The following is a 16,135-nucleotide window of genomic DNA, read 5'->3' on the forward strand; positions in this document are numbered from 1 at the left end:
CGTTTGGTAGAGTTCGGGGCGTGAACCGGAACGAGACCCCCGAGGACCGGGCCTTCCGCGCCGAGGTCCGCGACTGGCTCGAGACGCACCTGTCCGGGGACTTCGCGCACGCGCGCGGCCTGGGCGGGCCGGGCCGCGAGCACGAGGCGCACGAGGAGCGGCTCGCCTGGGAGCGGCACATGGCGCGTGCCGGCTGGACGTGCGTGGGCTGGCCGAAGGAGTACGGCGGACGCGGCGCGAGCCTCGAGCAGCAGGTCATCTTCAACGAGGAGTACGCGCTCGCGGACGCCCCCGCCCGCGTGAACCACATCGGCGAGAACCTGCTCGGGCCGACCGTCATCGCGTTCGGCACGGGCGAGCAGCGCGCGCGGTTCCTGCCGCCGATCGTCGCCGTGGACGAGTTGTGGTGCCAGGGGTACTCCGAGCCGAACGCCGGTTCGGACCTCGCGAACGTGCAGACGCGGGCCGTCCTCGAGGACGGCCGGTGGCGGATCGACGGGCAGAAGGTGTGGACGTCGCTCGCGCTGGAGGCCGACTGGTGCTTCGTGGTGTGCCGCACCGAGCCCGGCTCGTCCCGGCATCACGGGTTGTCGTACCTGCTCGTCCCGATGCGGCAGGACGGCGTGGACATCCGGCCGATCGTCCAGCCGACGGGGACCTCGGAGTTCAACGAGGTGTTCTTCGACGGCGCGCGCACGGACGCGGCGAACATCGTAGGCACGCCCGGCGAGGGCTGGCGCATCGCGATGGCGACGCTCGGGTTCGAGCGCGGTGTCGCGACGCTCGGCCAGCAGGTCGGGTTCCGGCGCGAGCTGGAGGGCGTGATCGACCTGGCCCGCCGCACCGGCGCGATCGACGATCCGCTGCTGCGCGACCGGCTCACCCGGTCGTGGATGGGGCTGGAGGTCATGCGGCTGAACGCCGTGCGGACGATGGCGGGCGTGGCGTCCGGCGCTCCGGGGCCCGAGTCGTCCATCTCCAAGCTGGTCTGGGGGACGTGGCACCGTGAGCTGGGCGAACTGGCCATGGACGTGCTCGGCACGGCCGGCCTGGTCGCCACCGATGAGCCGTACGACCTGAACGACTGGCAGCGGCTGTTCCTGTTCTCCCGCTCCGACACGATCTACGCCGGGTCGAACGAGATCCAGCGCAACATCATCTCCGAGCGGGTGCTCGGACTGCCGAGGGAGGCCCGTCCATGACCGTCCCCACCTATGTGCCTGGGCACGGGCTGCTCACGGACAAGTCGGTCGTCATCACCGCGGCCGCCGGGGCCGGGATCGGCGGTGCGGCGGCCCGCCGCTGCCTGGAGGAGGGGGCGCGCGTGTTCATCTCGGACGCGCACGAACGCCGCCTCGGGCAGAGCCTGGAGGACCTGGCCAAGGAGTTCGGCGAGGACCGCGTGGCCGTGCAGCCCTGCGATGTCACCGACGAGGCGCAGGTCCAGGCGCTCTACACCGCCGCCGCCGAACGCTTCGGAAGGATCGACGTCGCCATCAACAACGCAGGTCTCGGCGGCACCGCGAACCTGGTCGACATGGAGGACGACCAGTGGACGCGCGTCCTGGACATCACCCTCAACGGCACGATGCGCTGCACGCGCGCCGCGCTCCGCCACATGCGCGGCCAGGGCGCGGGCGTCATCGTCAACAACGCCTCGGTCATCGGGTGGCGGGCGCAGAAGGGCCAGTCGCACTACGCCGCGGCGAAGGCGGGCGTGATGGCGCTGACGCGGTGCGCGGCGCTGGAGGCGGCCGAGTTCGGCGTCCGGATCAACGCGGTCTCGCCGTCGCTGGCGATGCATCCGCACCTGGTCAAGGTCACCGACCAGGACCTCCTGGACGAGCTGACCGCCCGCGAGGCCTTCGGCCGCCACGCGGAGCCGTGGGAGGTCGCGAACGTTATGGTCTTCCTGGCCAGCGACTATTCGTCCTACATGGTGGGCGAGGTCGTCTCCGTCTCCTCTCAGCATCCTTAGGAAACCGACACACGATGAGTCCACGACGGCGCGACGCCGAGGGAACCGCCGCCGCGCGCGCGGAACGCCGGGCCGAGCTGCTCGCCACCGCCGCCGGGGTGTTCGCCTCGCAGGGGTACTCGGCGACGACGATCCGGCAGGTCGCCGACGCGGCCGGGATCCTCGGCGGCAGCCTGTACTACCACTTCGACTCCAAGGAGTCGATGGCCGACGAGATCCTCTCGACGTTCCTGGACGACATGTGGGCCTCCTACGACCGCGTCCTCGCCGCCGGGCTCGGCGCGCGCGAGACGCTCGAGGCCCTGGTCGTCGAGTCGTTCCGGTCGATCGACCGGCACCGTCCCGCCGTCGTGATCTACCAGAACGAGTCCAAGCACCTGGCGACCAGCGAGCGCTTCCGGTACCTGCTCGACTCGCATCAGCGGTTCGAGCGGATGTGGACCGACCTGCTGGAACGGGGCGCCGCCGAGGGGGCGTTCCGCGCCGACCTGGACCGCGGGCTCGTCTACCGGTTCATCCGCGACACCGTGTGGGTGGCGGCGAACTGGTACCAGCGCGGCGGACGGCTGTCCGCCGAGGACATCGCCAAGCAGTACCTCGCCATGGTGCTGGAGGGCATCCAGGCGACATAGCCGAAGAGGAGACCCCCGATGGCCGAGGCATACCTGGTCGACGCCGTTCGCGCCCCGGTGGGACGGCGCGGTGGCGGGCTGGCCGCCGTCCATCCCGCCGACCTGGGCGCGCACGTGCTGAACGCGCTCGTGGAGCGGTCGGGGATCGACCCGTCCGCAGTGGAGGACGTGGTGTTCGGGTGCGTCGACACCGTCGGCCCGCAGGCGGGGGACATCGCGCGGACGGCCTGGCTCGCCGCCGGGCTGCCCGAGGAGGTGCCGGGCGTCACGGTGGACCGGCAGTGCGGCTCGTCCCAGCAGGCGGTGCACTTCGCGGCGCAGGCCGTGCTGTCGGGGACGTCCGACCTGGTGGTGGCGGGCGGCGTGCAGAGCATGTCGCAGATCCCGATCGCGTACGCGATGACCGCCGCCGAGCCGCTCGGCTTCGACCGTGGTCCGTTCGCGGGGTCCAAGGGCTGGGTGCGCCGGTACGGGGACGGCGAGGTGTCGCAGTTCGCGGGCGCCGAGCAGATCGCGCGTGACTGGGACATCTCCCGCGAGGCGATGGAGGAGTACGCCTACGCCTCCCATCAGAAGGCGATCCGGGCGATCGACGAGGGACGGTTCGCGCGCGAGATCGCGCCGCTCGAAGGGGTGGCGAACGATGAGGGGCCGCGCCGCGACACGACCCTGGAGAAGATGGCGGGCCTGAGGACCCTCGTGGACGGCGGACGGCTCACCGCGGCGCTGGCCTCGCAGATCTCCGATGGCGCGGCCGCGCTGCTCGTCGCGTCCGAGCGGGCCGTCCGGGAGCACGGGCTGACGCCGCGCGCCCGGATCCACCACCTGTCGGCGCGCGGGGAGGACCCGATCCGGATGCTGTCCGCGCCGATCCCCGCGACCGCGTACGCGCTGAAGAAGAGCGGCATGCGGATCGAGCAGATGGACGTCGTCGAGATCAACGAGGCGTTCGCGTCCGTGGTGCTGGCCTGGCTGCGGGAGACCGGCGCGGACCCGGCCCGCGTGAACCCGAGCGGCGGCGCGATCGCGCTCGGCCATCCGCTCGGCGCGACCGGGGCGCGGCTGATGACGACGCTGCTGCACGAGCTGGAGCGGACCGGTGGACGGTACGGCCTCCAGACGATGTGCGAGGGCGGCGGTCAGGCGAACGTGACCGTCCTGGAACGCCTGTAGGGACCGTCCCGAGCGGCGGTGGCCCGTGGACTCCGGCGTCTCCGGCATACTCGGGCGGAGCCCCCCATGGAGGACGCCCATGCTCGAAGGTCTGCGGATCGTCGAGGTGTCGAGCTTCGTCGCCGCGCCGCTAGGCGGCCTGACGCTGGCCCAGCTCGGCGCGGACGTGGTTCGGGTCGATCCGCTCGGCGGCGCGGCCGACACCGCGCGCTGGCCGCTCGCGCCGTCCGGCACGAGCCTGCTGTGGACGGGCATGAACAAGGGCAAGCGGTCGGTCACCGTGGACTTCCGCTCCGCCGAGGGCCGCGAGGTCGTGACGCGCCTGGCCGCCGAGGCGGGGATCGTTCTGACCAACGCGGTCGGACGCGGCTGGCTGTCGTACGAGGCGCTGCGTGAGACGCGTCCGGATCTGATCCTGCTGCAGGTCGAGGGCAAGCCGGACGGCGCCGCCGCGGTCGACTACACGGTGAACGCCGAGATCGGGTTTCCGCTGGTCACGGGCCCGGCCGACCATGCGGCGCCGGTCTCGCACGTCCTGCCCGCCTGGGACGTGGCGTGCGGACTGTACGCGGCGGTCGGGCTGCTGGCCGCCGAGCGCCGCCGCTCCCGGACGGGCGAGGGCGCCCACATCAGGCTTCCGCTGTACGACGTGGCTCTCGCGACCGCGGGCAACCTCGGGCTGCTCGCCGAGGCGCAGCTCGGCGTCGAACGCGAACGCATCGGCAACCACCTGTACGGCGGCTTCGGACGGGACTTCGCGCTCGCGGGCGGCGAGCGGGTGATGGTCGTCGCGCTGACGCGGCGGCACTTCGCCGACCTCTGCGAGGCGACCGGCATGACCGCGACGGTCGATGAACTCGCGCGCCTGCTGCACGCCGACTTCGCCGTCGACGGCGACCGCTACCGGCATCGCGAGGCGCTCGCCGCGCTGTTCGCGCCCTGGTTCGCCGCGCGGACGCTGCCCGAGGTCGAGGAGGCGCTGAAGCCCTGCCCCGCACTGAGACGCGGGTCCGTGCTGTGGGCCCCGTACCGGCGCTTCACCGATCTGGACCTCGCCGCCAGCGCGCTGATGGACGAGGTCGACCAGCCGGGCGTGGGCCGTGTCCGGGTGCCCGCGTCCCCCCTGAACACCGGTGCGGGGCGGCCTGCCGCCGTTCCGGCGCCCGAGCTCGGCGAGCACACCGACGAGATCCTCTCCGGGCTGGGCCTGGACCCCGCCGACCTACGCGCGAAGGGAGTCGTTGCGTGATCGACATCCAGGGCTGGAGCCCGGACCCGCAGGAGACCACCGAGATCCTCCAGCCCGGACCCGCCCACGGCCTGGCGGGCCTGCTCGGCGCGCCGTTCGACGGCGAGGAGCTGCCGCCGCTGTGGCAGTGGCTGTACTTCCTGGAGCGTCCCCCGCAGGATGTGCTCGGACCGGACGGGCATCCGGCCGAGGGGCGGTTCCTGCCGCCGATCCCGAACCGCCGCCGCATGTTCGCCGGGGGCCGGTTCCTGCAGCGCGAGCCGCTGCGCGTCGGCGACACCGTGACCCGCCGGGACGAGATGGTCGCCGCGAACATCAAGCAGGGGCGGACGGGCGAGCTGCTGTTCGTGACCGTCCGGCAGACGTTCCTGCGCGACGGGCAGAAGATCGCCGTCGAGGAGCAGGATCTGATGTACCGCTCCGGCGCGCCGGACTCGGCGCCGCCCGAGCCGTCCTACAAGGAGCCGGTGCTGAACAAGACGCCGTGGCGGACGACGTTCATCGCCGACCCGGTGCTGCTGTTCCGGTTCAGCGCGCTGACCTACAACGCGCACCGCATCCACTACGACGAGGACTACGCGACCAACGTCGAGGGGCATGCCGGGCTGGTCGTCCACGGGCCGCTGCTGGCGATCCTGCTGCTGGAGCTGCCGCGCCTGGCCGGGCACAAGGTGACCGAGTTCTCCTTCCGGGCGCGGCGTCCGGTGTACGCGGGCCAGCCGGTCGCGGTGGTCGGGCATCCGGACGGCGAGCTGGCCGTGATCGGCGCGGCGTACGCCTCGGGGCCGGTGTCGGCGCTCACGGCCACCTTCTCGTAGGGTGACGCTGACGTAAGCGGGCACTTGCGGCGGAGGGTGTGCGATGGGGCGGCTTCATGCGACGGGACGGCTGCAGCAGACGTTCGGGCTGACCGGGGAGCAGCGGGAGATCGTCGCGACCGTGCGGGCGTTCGCGGAGAAGGAGATCCTGCCCGTCGCGACCGGGCTGGAGCACGCCGACGCCTACCCGGAGGAGATCGTCGAGGGGATGCGGCGGCTCGGCCTGTTCGGGCTGACGATCCCTGAGGAGTTCGGCGGGCTGGGGGAGTCCCTGCTCACCTACGCGCTGGTCGTGGAGGAGCTGTCGCGCGGCTGGATGAGCGTGTCCGGCATCGTCAACACGCACTTCATCGTCGCCTGGATGATCGCCCACCACGGCACGGACGCCCAGCGGGCGCACTACCTGCCGCGCATGGCGGCCGGCGAGGTGCGCGGCGCGTTCTCGATGTCGGAGCCCGAATGCGGGTCGGACGTCGCGGCGCTGCGCACCCGGGCCGTCCCGGACGGGGACGACTACCTGATCACCGGGCAGAAGATGTGGCTGACCAACGGCGGCACGTCCCACCTGGTCGCGACGCTGGTCAAGACCGATCCGGACGCCGGGCACCGGGGCATGACGACCTTCCTGGTGGACAAGGAGCCCGGCTTCGGCGAGGTCGCGCCGGGGCTGACCGTCCCCGGGAAGATCGCGAAGATGGGGTACAAGGGCGTCGACACGACCGAGCTGCTGTTCGACGGGTACCGCATCGCGGCCGGTCGGATCCTCGGCGGCGAGCCCGGACGCGGTTTCTACCAGATGATGGACGGCGTGGAGGTCGGCCGCGTCAACGTCGCCGCCCGCGCCTGCGGCGTCGCCCGCCGCGCCTACGAGCTTGCAGTGGACTACGCGCGCCGCCGCGAGACGTTCGGGAAGCCGATCGCCGAGCACCAGGCCGTGCTGTTCCGGCTCGCCGAGATGGCCACCAAGGTCGAGGCCGCCCACCAGATGACGGTCATGGCGGCCCGCCGCAAGGACGGCGGCGACCGCAACGACCTGGAGGCGGGCATGGCCAAGTACCTGGCGGGCGAGTACTGCAAGGAGGTCGTCGAGGACGCCTTCCGCATCCACGGCGGCTACGGCTACTCCAAGGAGTACGAGATCGAGCGGCTGTACCGGGAGGCGCCGATGCTGCTCATCGGCGAGGGCACCGCCGACATCCAGAAGATGGTCATCGGTCGCCGGCTGCTCGCCGAGGACGGCTAGGGTTCCGGCGCAGGCCGCCCGCTGAGGACGGTCAGGGGTTCGGCGCAGGTCGCGCGCCGAGATCGGCCGGGGGTTCGGCGCGGGCCGCTCGCCGAGCATGGTTAGGGTTCCGGTATGGCCGAGATGTCCTTTGATTCGGACGAGCGCCGCCGCGACGGCCTGCGCGAGTTCCTGCGCACCCGCCGCGCCCGGCTCACCCCCGCCGACGTCGGCATGCCCGACGCCGGACGCCGCCGCACGCCCGGCCTGCGCCGCGAGGAGGTCGCCGTCCTCGCCGGGGTCGGGGTGTCCTGGTACACCTGGCTCGAGCAGGGCCGCGACATCCGGGTCTCCGAGGACGTCCTCGACGCGATCGCCCGGGCCCTGCGCCTGGACGGGGCCGAACGCGAGCACCTGTACCTGCTCGCCGGGCTGAACCCGCCGCGCGCCGAGGCACTCCCGGCCGTCCCGGTGTCGCCCGAGCTGCTCCGCGTCCTGGACGCCTGGGCGCCGCGTCCCGCCTACATCCAGGACCGGCACTGGGGCTTCCAGGCCGTCAACGACGCCGCGCGCGTGGTGTTCGGCTACGGCGACACCGACCACAACTGCCTGGTCAGCTACTTCACCAACGCCCGCTTCCGGTCGACGAACACCCTCTGGGATCGCAACGCGCCGGACGTCGTCGGACGGTTCCGCTCCGACATGGCCCGCTACGCGGACGACCCCGAGTTCCCCCGGATCGCCGCCGACCTCGCCGCCGTCTGCCCCGAGTTCGCCGAGCTCTGGGAGCGGCACGACGTGAGCACGGGCGCCGCCGCGACCAAGGCGATCCGGCATCCCGAGGTCGGCGAGCTGGTCTTCGACGCCACGCTGCTGCCCCTGCCGGACCATCCGGGCCTGAACCTCGTCCTGCACAACCCGCGCCCCGAGACCGGGACGATGGAACGCCTGGCGAAGCTGATGAGTGACGGCCCGCGCCTGGTGGAGGCCAGCTGACCCTCCGCCGGCCGGCCCCCTGAGGGTGGTGGTGCCACACCCAGGATGAGCCGACACTGCCGGGTTCCGCCGCCCGGCGGCAGTCTTGTCGGCATGACGAAGCGCTTCACGAACAAGACGGCTCTGATCAGCGGCGGCACCAGCGGCATGGGTCTCGCGACCGCCCGGCTCCTGCTGGACGAGGGCGCCCAGGTGGTCATCACCGGCCGCGACCAGGCCCGCCTGGACGCCGCCGCCAAGGACCTGGACGCCGGCGACCGCCTGCTGGCCGTCCGCGCGGACGCCGCGAACCTCGCCGACCTGGACGCCCTCGTCGAGCGGATCCGTGAGCGGTTCGGACGGCTCGACGTGGTGTTCGCCAACGCGGGCGTCGGGGCCTTCGCGCGCAGCGCCGAGGTCACCGAGGACGACTTCGACCAGGTCGTCGGCACCAACTTCAAGGGCGTGTACTTCACGATCCAGAAGGCCGTCCCGCTGATGACCGGCGGCGGATCGGTCGTGGTCAACGCGTCCTGGACCCTGTACCGGGGCATGGCCGCCGCGTCGGTGTACTCGGCGTCCAAGGCCGCCGTGCTCAACCTCGCCCAGACGCTGTCCAGCGACCTCGCGGACCGGAAGATCCGGGTCAACTCGGTCAGCCCCGGCTACATCGACACCCCGATGTTCCGTGGCGCCGCCCCGACCGACGAGGAGGCCGCCGTCTACGCGGGGCAGGTCGTCACCGGTCGGCTCGGCACCTCCGAGGACGTCGCCCGCGCCGTCGCCTTCCTCGCCTCCGACGACGCGTCCTACATCACCGGCCAGGACCTCGTCGTCGACGGCGGCCTGGTCTCCTCCATCCCCGCCTGACGCCCGAACCCCCAAAGCCCGAAGCTCGAAGCTCGAAAGGAACCACCGCCATGAAGGCCATCACCATCCCCGAGTTCGGCGACGCCGACGTCCTGCGCCTCGACGATGTCGCGGTGCCCGAGCCGGGCCCCGGCCAGGTGTCGATCGACGTCGAGTACGCGGGCGCCAACTTCGCCGAGGTCCTGTACCGGCGCGGCATCGCCGACGTGCCGCTGCCGTTCGTCCCGGGCATCGAGGTCTCCGGGCGGATCCGGGCGCTCGGCGCGGGCGTCGACGGGCTGCGCGTCGGCGAGCCCGTCGCCGCGCTGACGATCGTGAACAGCGGCGGGTACGCCGAGGTCGCCGTCACCTCCGCCGACCTGGTCGCGCCGCTGAACGGCCTGGACCTCGCGGTCGCGGCCGCCGTCCCGTCCAACAGCACCACCGCCCACCTCGTCCTGGACCGGATCGCCCGGATCGCGCCCGGTGAACGCGTCCTCGTCCACGCCGCCGCCGGGGGCGTCGGCAGCCAGCTCGTGCAGGTCGCGCGGCTTCTGGGCGCGGGCACGGTCGTCGGGACGGTCGGCAGCCAGGCCAAGGCCGACGCCGTCCGCGAACTGGGCGTGGAGCACGTCCTCCTGCGCGACGAACTGCCCGGACGCGTCGACGAGCTGACCGGCGGCGCGGGCTTCGACATCATCGCCGACATGGTCGGCGGCCAGGCCCGGCGCACGAGCCTTGCGGCCCTGGCCCCGTTCGGACGGCTGATCGCGATGGGCAACGCGTCCGGCGCGGACGACGTCCCGGTGTCGCCGAACGAGCTGTGGATCTCCAGCAAGACCGTCTCGGGGTTCAACCTCGCGGCGTTCAGCGCCCTGTACCCGGCGGAGGCGGGCCGCGCGCTGCGCCGGGCGGTCGCCGCCGTCGCGTCCGGCGACCTGCGTGTCCAGGTGGAGGAGATGCCGCTGGAGAAGGCGGCCGAGGCGCACCGCCGGATCGAGTCGGGCTCGACCACGGGCAAGCTCGTCCTCGCCGTCCGCTCCTGAGCGCCGGGGACGGAAACCCCGTTGACAGCGGCCGGACGGCATCCCTAGCGTCCATCTGTCAAGAAAGTTTCCTAAAAAAACAGGAGTGGGACGTGCGGCTCCGGGACGGCATCGGAACCAGCGGCACCAGCGGCGGCACGGCGGCGCCGGAGCGGCTGTTCGCGGGGGAGTACGCCGCCCCGGTCGCGGCCTTCACCGCGCTGACCGTGCTCACGGCGCTCTCCGGGCTCGCGGTCGTCCCGACCCTGCCGATCGCCGTCCGCGCGCTCGACGGACTGTGGCTGTACCCGCTGGTCGCGAGCGCGTTCGTGGCGGCGGGCCTGGTCGGCGGGGTGATCGGCGGCGCCTGGTCGGACCGGTCCGGCCCGGGACGTCCGCTCGCGGCGGGGCTCGCGCTGGCCGTCGCGACCCTGGTGGTGTCCGGGACGGCGGGGACGGTCTGGCAGCTCGCAGCCGGACGCTTCCTGGACGGTGTGTCCGCCGGGATGATCGTGGTCGCCACCAACGCCGCGATCGGGCAGACCTTTCCGGACCGGCTGCGGCCCCGGGCCCTCGCCCTGCTGAGCGCCGCCTGGGTCGGGCCCTCGCTGGCGGGCCCGCCGCTCGCCGGACTGGTCGTCTCCTGGTGGTCGTGGCGCTGGGTGTTCCTCGGCCTCGCGGCGCTGATGCTGCTGCCCGGCCTCGCGGTGATCGTCCTGCTGGGAAGGCTGCCGCGGCGGGACGCGACGACCGGGAAGGCCGAAGGCCCCGGCCTGATCGTGGCCCTGGCGGTGAGCGTCGGAGCCGGGCTCGGGCAGTACGCGCTGTCCGGACGGAGCGCCGTCCACCTGGCCTGCGGGATCGCGGCCCTGCTCGTGCTCGCCGCGTTCGTGCGGCGGATGCTGCCGCCGGGCACGTGGCGCGCCGCGTCCGGGCTGCCCGCGACGGTGCTGATGAACGGCCTGGCGTCGGGGACGTTCTTCACGCTCGAGGCCATGGTCCCGCTGCTGCTGAACCTGGACGGAAACGTCCCGCCCGCCGTCGCCGGCCTGGCCTTCACCGGATCGGCCGTCGCGTGGGCCATCTCCTCCTGGGCGCAGAGCCGCTACCTGGCCGACCACCCCCGGCATCTGCTCGTGGCCGCCGGCGCCGTGCTGCTCGCCGTCGCGACCGGCGGTGCGGCGATCGCGACAGCGGCCGGGCTGCCCGCCTGGATTCCGGCGTCCTCACTGGTCGTCGCGGCCGTCGGTATGGGGATGACCGCGCCGACGCTGACCGTCCTGTCGCTCGCGCACGCGCCGTCCGGACGGACCGGCTACGCGGGAAGCGCGATGCAGACCAGCCAGAACCTCGGCCAGATCGGGATCCTCGCGCTCGGCTCCGCCCTGCTCGGTACGGCCGCCTCCCCGGGCTCGTCCTTGACGCGGTTCGGGCCCGCGCTGGGCGTGCTGGTCGTCCCGTGCGCGGTGATCGTCATGCTCGCTGCGCGAGCGAGATCCACGCGGGCCTCGTGAGGGCCAGCATCTCGTCCACCGACCACTGGTCATTGGCGTGGACGCCGAGCTTGCTCGCCAGCACCGAGCCGTCCGGGCCGATGAGGAAGTCGCCGGGCAGGCCGAACCGTCCGCCGTTCGGACGGTTGGCGGGCAGCTTGTCGCGGCGGAGCCGACCGGCCACCACGGCGCGGACGATCGTCGGCCACACGCGCGGGTCGAGCAGCGCGCGCGGCCTCGACTCGACGCCGAAGTCCACGTAGAGCTCGCGATCCGGGTCGGGGATCGCGTCGAACGGCAGGTCGGCGACGTACTCGCGCAGCTCGTCGGCGGGCGAGTGGAAGACGACCACCTCGCGGACACCCGCCGCCTCGATCTCGGCGTGCCGGACGGCGAACGAGCGCAGGTGCAGGTTGCAGACCGGGCAGCCCGCGAAGCGGCGGAACTGCAGGTGGACGACGTGGTCCGGGTCCGGAATCGGGATCAGCCCGCCGGTCGCGGACGTCAGCTCGTAGGTGCGCAAGGAGGTTCCTCCCTCGTAGGTGTACGCCATACGCTTACAAGCGTAGGCGTAGGGCGTACGCTGTCAAGTCCCATGCCGCGCCCACGCTCACTCACCCGGCCGCAGGTCGCCGCCGCCGCGCTCACCGTCGTCGACCGCGACGGCCTCTCCGCGCTGTCCATGCGCGCGGTCGCCAAGGAGATCGGCGTCAGCACGATGGCGCTCTACCGCTACGTCGACGGCCGCGACGACATCGAGGGCCTCGTCGTCGAGCACGTGATGTCCGGCATGGACACGAGTCCGCCCCCGGACGGCCCGTGGCGCGACCGGGTCGCCGCGCTGGTCGAGCGGATCCGGCTCACCGTCGGCGCGCATCCCGAGGTCATCCCGCTGACGCCCGTCTACCGGCACCGCTCGCCGACGCTGCTGCGCTGGTCGGAGACCATGCTCGGGGTCCTCGCGGACGCTGGGTTCGGCGGCGACGCGCGGGTCATCGCGCTGCGCGGCGTGACCGCCTACATCATCGGCGCGATCCAGCTCGAGCACCTCGGCCCGCTGTCCGGGCCCGGAACCGACGCGATAGCCGCCCTCCCGCAGGAGGAGTTCCCGCACATGTCGGCGGCCGGGAGCATGGCCCGCGCGATCTCGGCGCACGAGGAGTTCCGGCGCGGTCTCGACCTGCTCCTGAACGGCCTCGACAGCCGCGCCGTCGGCGGCGACGAGCTCTGAGGGACCCCGGGCGCGTTCAGCGCACCAGGTAGGACGGCTGCCGCGCCAGCACCTCGGCGGCCTGCGCCACGATCCCGCCGATCAGCTCCGCGCAGCCCGGCAGGTCGTCGATCACCGCGACGACCTGCCCGGACGCCATCACGCCCAGATCCGGACGGCCGTCCACCATCGCGGCCTTCAGCAGCATCGGCGTGTTCGCCGCCATCAGCACCTGCGACCACGACAGGTCCTTGCCGTGCTTCATCGCCTTCCCGTCGGCGAGCATCGCCCGCCACGACATCCCGGAGATCCTCCTGAACCGGGCCGCGTTCCGCAGCGCCCGGACGAGCCCGGACACCCGTCCCGCGCCCTCCAGCCCGTTCACCAGGTCGGTGCGCAGCACGCGGTGCGGCATCCCGTCGACCTGCCGCGTCACGACGGTCTCGGTCGTGCCGAGGTAGACCTTCTTCACCTCCTCCGGGACGGAGGAGTCGGACGTCAGCAGGAACCGCGTGCCCATCGCCACCCCGGACGCGCCGTAGGCGAGCGCAGCCGCGAGCCCGCGCCCGTCGAAGAACCCGCCCGCCGCGATGACAGGGACGTCCACCGCGTCCACGACCTGGGGGAGCAGCAGCGTCGTCGCGACCGGGCCGGTGTGCCCGCCGCCCTCGCCGCCCTGCACCAGCACCGCGTCCGCGCCCCACGCGGCGACCTTCTCCGCGTGCCGCCGCGCCCCCACCGAGGGGATCACCACCACGCCCGCGTCCTTCAGCTTCGCGATCAGCTCCCGGCGCGGCGCCAGCGCGAACGACGCGACCTTCACGCCCTCCTTGATGAGCAGGTCGATGCGGTCGCCCGCGTCGCCCGCGTCCGCGCGCAGGTTCACGCCGAACGGCGCGTCCGTGCGGTCCCGCACCTCGTGGACGGCCAGCCGCAGCTGCTCGAGCGTCATCGTCGCCGACGCCAGGATCCCGAGGCCGCCCGCGTTCGCGACGGACGAGACCAGGCGCGGACCGGCGACCCAGCCCATCCCCGTCTGCACGACCGGATGCCGCACGCCGACCAGCCGGGTCAGCGGCGTCTCGAGCACGCGCTCTGTGGTCCCGCGCTCCGCGGTCATGCCGGGACCTCGCGGTCGCGCAGGCCCTTCGGGTCCAGCACCTCGCGCATGATCCGCAGTTCCTCGGCGGTCGGGAGGCGCGTCTCGGGCACCTCGTCCGGGATCGCCAGCTCGAACCCGGTCGCCGCCACCACCTCGTCCACCCGCACGCCCGGGTGGACGGTCCGCAGCCGCATCCGGCGGTCCGGCGTCGCGAAGTCGAGCACGCCCAGGTTGGTCACCACGGCGCGGATCTCGTGCGCGCCGCGATCCCAGCCGACACCGCTCACGAAGTCGACCTTCTCGGTGAACACGCGCGTCGAGTGCCTCGGCACCCAGTAGCTCGTCGGGTTCAGGCGTGTGTTGCCGGGTCCGCCGCGCGATCCGAGCAGCTGCCGCGACGGCTTCGCCCAGTCGCCGATCGCGGAGATGTTCATGTTGCCGAACGCGTCGATCTGGCTTGGGCCCATCACCACGTGCCGCCGCCCGTTCAGCACGAGCCACAGATGGTCGCGGAATGTCAGCCAGCCCTCGATCTCCGTCGCGGACGACCCGAGCGGCGTCGGCTCGGCCGACAGCACCGGCCCGCCGTCGGTGGTCAGCAGGTCGGGCTCGAACGTCGCGCGGGCGAGCCGCGAGCCGAGCATCGGGACGAACCCGGCGACAGCCGCCGCCACGATCTCGCCGTCCCCGCGGAACAGCTCGGCACAGGCCACCGCGCACACCTCGGCGCGCGAAGCATCCGTCATCGCGATGACTCCTCTCGGAACGCCCGCACCGCGTCCTGGTAGGCGGCCTCGTCGCCGGACAGGAACCGCTCCCCGAACGCCGCCCACGCGGCCGGATCGGCGGCGGACTTCGCGTACAGCCTCTGGAACGCCTCGTCGCGTCCGTGGTCGGGCTCGCAGGTGGTGAAGTGCGCGCCGTTCGGCGTCTCCACGACCCCCGCGACGTGCGCCCGGCTGATCAGCAGCGACTGGAGCGGGCCCTCCTTCAGCAGGTCGGAGGTGTCGACGAGCCGCTCGCACGACACGTACGACCTCCTGGCGGCCTTCACGAACAGGTCGTCCATGTACGGGTCGGGGCCGAGGTACTGCGCGTTGCCGCGCGCGTCGGCCCGGTTCATGTGCACCAGCGCGACGTCCATCGTCAGCGCCGGGACCGCGACCAGCTCCTCGTCCCCGTACGGCGACCGGACGGTCCTCAGCGACGGGTTCACGCGCATGACGTCCGAGCCGAGCCCGGCCGGCGTCGGTAGGAACGGCAGCCTGTGCGCCGCCGCGTACAGGCCGAACATGAACATGCCCTCGCCGTACTCGGTCAGCTCGATCGCGCCGTCCTGCCGGGCCGCGCGGAAGTGCGGCTCGAGCGGGATCGTGTCGAGCGTGACGAACGCCGTGACCAGCCGCCGGACCTTCCCCGCCGCGCACAGCAGCCCCACGTCCGGACCGCCGTAGGACACCACGGTCAGGTCCCGCAGGGACGAGCGGCAGATCGCCCGGACCAGCGCCATCGGCTTGCGCCGCGACCCCCAGCCGCCGATCCCGACCGTCATCCCGTCCGACAGCGAGCCGACGACGTCGTCGATCGACATCACCTTGGAGCCCATCAGCGTGCCCCCCTCTCGACGAACTCGTCCCGAGCCCGGTCGCCCGCGCCGACGAGGTTCAACTCGAACGTGAAGCCCTGCTCGTACCGGTAGGACCGCTTCACGTCGACCGGGTCGATGCCGTTCAGCGACTCCTTCGCCCGCCGGATGACGTACCGGTCCTTGGCCGCGATGTTCTCGGCGACCTCCATCGCCTTGCCGCGCAGCTCGTCCGGCGGGACGACCTCCAGCACCGAGCCGTGCCGGTGCAGCTCGTCCGCGGTCACGTTGCGGCACGTGTAGACCATCGCCCGCATGAGGTGCTGCGGGACGAGCCGTGCCAGATGCGTGGCCGCGCCGAGCGCGCCCCGGTCGACCTCGGGCAGCCCGAAGTAGGCGTCCTCGGACGCCACGACGATGTCGGCGTTGCCCGCCAGCCCGATCCCGCCGCCCAGGCAGTACCCGTGGACGGCCGCCACGACCGGCACCTCGCAGTCGTAGACGGCCGCGAACGCCGCGAAGCAGCCCCGGTTCGCCCCCACCAGCGCGGTGTGGCCGTCCGTCCGCTGCATCTCCTTGATGTCGACGCCCGCGTTGAAGCCGCGGCCCTCGGCGCGCAGCACCACCGCGCCGACCCGCGGGTCGCGCCCGGCCGCGAGCAGCGCGTCCGCCAGCTCGTGCCAGCCCGCCACCGTCAGCGCGTTCACCGGCGGAGCGGCGACGACGATCTCCGCTACGCCGGACTCGTGGGTCGTGGTGGAGACTCCCATGCGCTACCTTTCCACCAAACATTTGTTAGAACTGACCGTAGAGGCCACCGCGGG

Annotated in this window: 17 protein-coding genes; 12 read left to right on the plus strand and 5 right to left on the minus strand. The window is 72.8% G+C overall.

All coding sequences use genetic code 11. The features are described 5' to 3' along the window. Nucleotides 1-20: 20 nt before the first annotated feature. The 11 genes from AB0L06_RS31260 to AB0L06_RS31310 all read left to right on the plus strand — a co-directional run bounded on the left by AB0L06_RS31260 (nt 21) and on the right by AB0L06_RS31310 (nt 11,435). Nucleotides 21-1,202: an acyl-CoA dehydrogenase family protein gene (locus AB0L06_RS31260; protein ID WP_500234720.1), complete on the plus strand. Its 1,182-nt coding sequence runs from the start codon at nt 21-23 to the stop codon at nt 1,200-1,202. Next, entirely contained in the window at nt 1,199-1,978 is a 780-nt protein-coding gene (locus AB0L06_RS31265) for an SDR family oxidoreductase (protein WP_500234721.1), read from the plus strand. Before AB0L06_RS31260 ends, AB0L06_RS31265 begins: the two co-directional genes overlap by 4 nt. Nucleotides 1,979-1,992: 14 nt before the next feature. Next, on the plus strand, nt 1,993-2,610 hold the full coding sequence (locus AB0L06_RS31270) for a TetR-type transcription factor C-terminal domain-containing protein (protein ID WP_500234722.1): 618 nt from the start codon (nt 1,993-1,995) through the stop codon (nt 2,608-2,610). A gap of 18 nt (nt 2,611-2,628) precedes the next feature. Beyond that, the gene (locus AB0L06_RS31275; RefSeq protein WP_500234723.1) at nt 2,629-3,783 is read left to right on the plus strand and encodes an acetyl-CoA C-acetyltransferase; all 1,155 of its coding nucleotides are present in this window, start codon (nt 2,629-2,631) and stop codon (nt 3,781-3,783) included. 79 nt (nt 3,784-3,862) lie between these two features. Next, nucleotides 3,863-5,032, plus strand: coding sequence for a CoA transferase (locus tag AB0L06_RS31280; protein ID WP_500234724.1), 1,170 nt, complete (start codon nt 3,863-3,865; stop codon nt 5,030-5,032). Beyond that, a complete protein-coding gene (locus AB0L06_RS31285; RefSeq protein ID WP_500234725.1) occupies nt 5,029-5,850 on the plus strand; it encodes an HTD2 family dehydratase in 822 nt (273 codons plus the stop codon). Before AB0L06_RS31280 ends, AB0L06_RS31285 begins: the two co-directional genes overlap by 4 nt. Nucleotides 5,851-5,893: 43 nt before the next feature. Further along, the gene (locus AB0L06_RS31290; protein ID WP_500234726.1) at nt 5,894-7,093 is read left to right on the plus strand and encodes an acyl-CoA dehydrogenase family protein; all 1,200 of its coding nucleotides are present in this window, start codon (nt 5,894-5,896) and stop codon (nt 7,091-7,093) included. Between the two features lie 114 nt (nt 7,094-7,207). Continuing rightward, entirely contained in the window at nt 7,208-8,068 is an 861-nt protein-coding gene (locus AB0L06_RS31295; RefSeq protein WP_500234727.1) for a helix-turn-helix transcriptional regulator, read from the plus strand. A 93-nt stretch (nt 8,069-8,161) separates the two neighbouring features. After that, entirely contained in the window at nt 8,162-8,917 is a 756-nt protein-coding gene (locus AB0L06_RS31300) for an SDR family NAD(P)-dependent oxidoreductase (RefSeq protein ID WP_500234728.1), read from the plus strand. A 50-nt stretch (nt 8,918-8,967) separates the two neighbouring features. Continuing rightward, nucleotides 8,968-9,942: a quinone oxidoreductase family protein gene (locus AB0L06_RS31305; protein WP_500234729.1), complete on the plus strand. Its 975-nt coding sequence runs from the start codon at nt 8,968-8,970 to the stop codon at nt 9,940-9,942. Nucleotides 9,943-10,034: 92 nt separating this feature from the next. After that, nucleotides 10,035-11,435 (plus strand): MFS transporter, encoded by a 1,401-nt coding sequence (locus AB0L06_RS31310; protein WP_500234730.1) that lies wholly within the window; start codon nt 10,035-10,037, stop codon nt 11,433-11,435. Here the strand turns inward: AB0L06_RS31310 and AB0L06_RS31315 are convergent. Further along, on the minus strand, nt 11,395-11,967 hold the full coding sequence (locus AB0L06_RS31315) for a peroxiredoxin-like family protein (protein ID WP_500234731.1): 573 nt from the start codon (nt 11,965-11,967) through the stop codon (nt 11,395-11,397). The two genes, AB0L06_RS31310 and AB0L06_RS31315, sit on opposite strands and share 41 nt — an antisense overlap. A gap of 42 nt (nt 11,968-12,009) precedes the next feature. Here AB0L06_RS31315 and AB0L06_RS31320 point away from each other — a divergent pair, with 42 nt between their 5' ends. After that, entirely contained in the window at nt 12,010-12,645 is a 636-nt protein-coding gene (locus AB0L06_RS31320; RefSeq protein WP_500234732.1) for a TetR/AcrR family transcriptional regulator, read from the plus strand. A 16-nt stretch (nt 12,646-12,661) separates the two neighbouring features. On the opposite strand, the gene AB0L06_RS31325 is transcribed toward AB0L06_RS31320, so the two are convergent. Genes AB0L06_RS31325 through AB0L06_RS31340 form a run of 4 tightly spaced genes read right to left on the minus strand, consistent with a single transcriptional unit; the run spans nt 12,662 to nt 16,081 of the window. Next, nucleotides 12,662-13,744, minus strand: coding sequence for an NAD(P)H-dependent flavin oxidoreductase (locus AB0L06_RS31325; protein ID WP_500234733.1), 1,083 nt, complete (start codon nt 13,742-13,744; stop codon nt 12,662-12,664). Continuing rightward, nucleotides 13,741-14,472, minus strand: a complete 732-nt coding sequence (locus AB0L06_RS31330) for a CoA-transferase subunit beta (RefSeq protein ID WP_500234734.1) — start codon at nt 14,470-14,472, stop codon at nt 13,741-13,743. The genes AB0L06_RS31325 and AB0L06_RS31330 overlap by 4 nt, the downstream gene beginning before the upstream one ends. Next, nucleotides 14,469-15,332 carry a CoA transferase subunit A gene (locus AB0L06_RS31335; protein ID WP_500234735.1) on the minus strand — a complete coding sequence of 288 codons (864 nt, stop codon included), beginning with the start codon at nt 15,330-15,332 and terminating at the stop codon, nt 14,469-14,471. Before AB0L06_RS31335 ends, AB0L06_RS31330 begins: the two co-directional genes overlap by 4 nt. Next, nucleotides 15,332-16,081 (minus strand): enoyl-CoA hydratase family protein, encoded by a 750-nt coding sequence (locus AB0L06_RS31340; RefSeq protein ID WP_500234736.1) that lies wholly within the window; start codon nt 16,079-16,081, stop codon nt 15,332-15,334. Before AB0L06_RS31340 ends, AB0L06_RS31335 begins: the two co-directional genes overlap by 1 nt. Nucleotides 16,082-16,135 lie beyond the last annotated feature (54 nt).

This window comes from Spirillospora sp. NPDC052269 (assembly GCF_040679435.1).
In the GTDB taxonomy this organism is placed as follows: Bacteria; Actinomycetota; Actinomycetes; order Streptosporangiales; family Streptosporangiaceae; genus Spirillospora.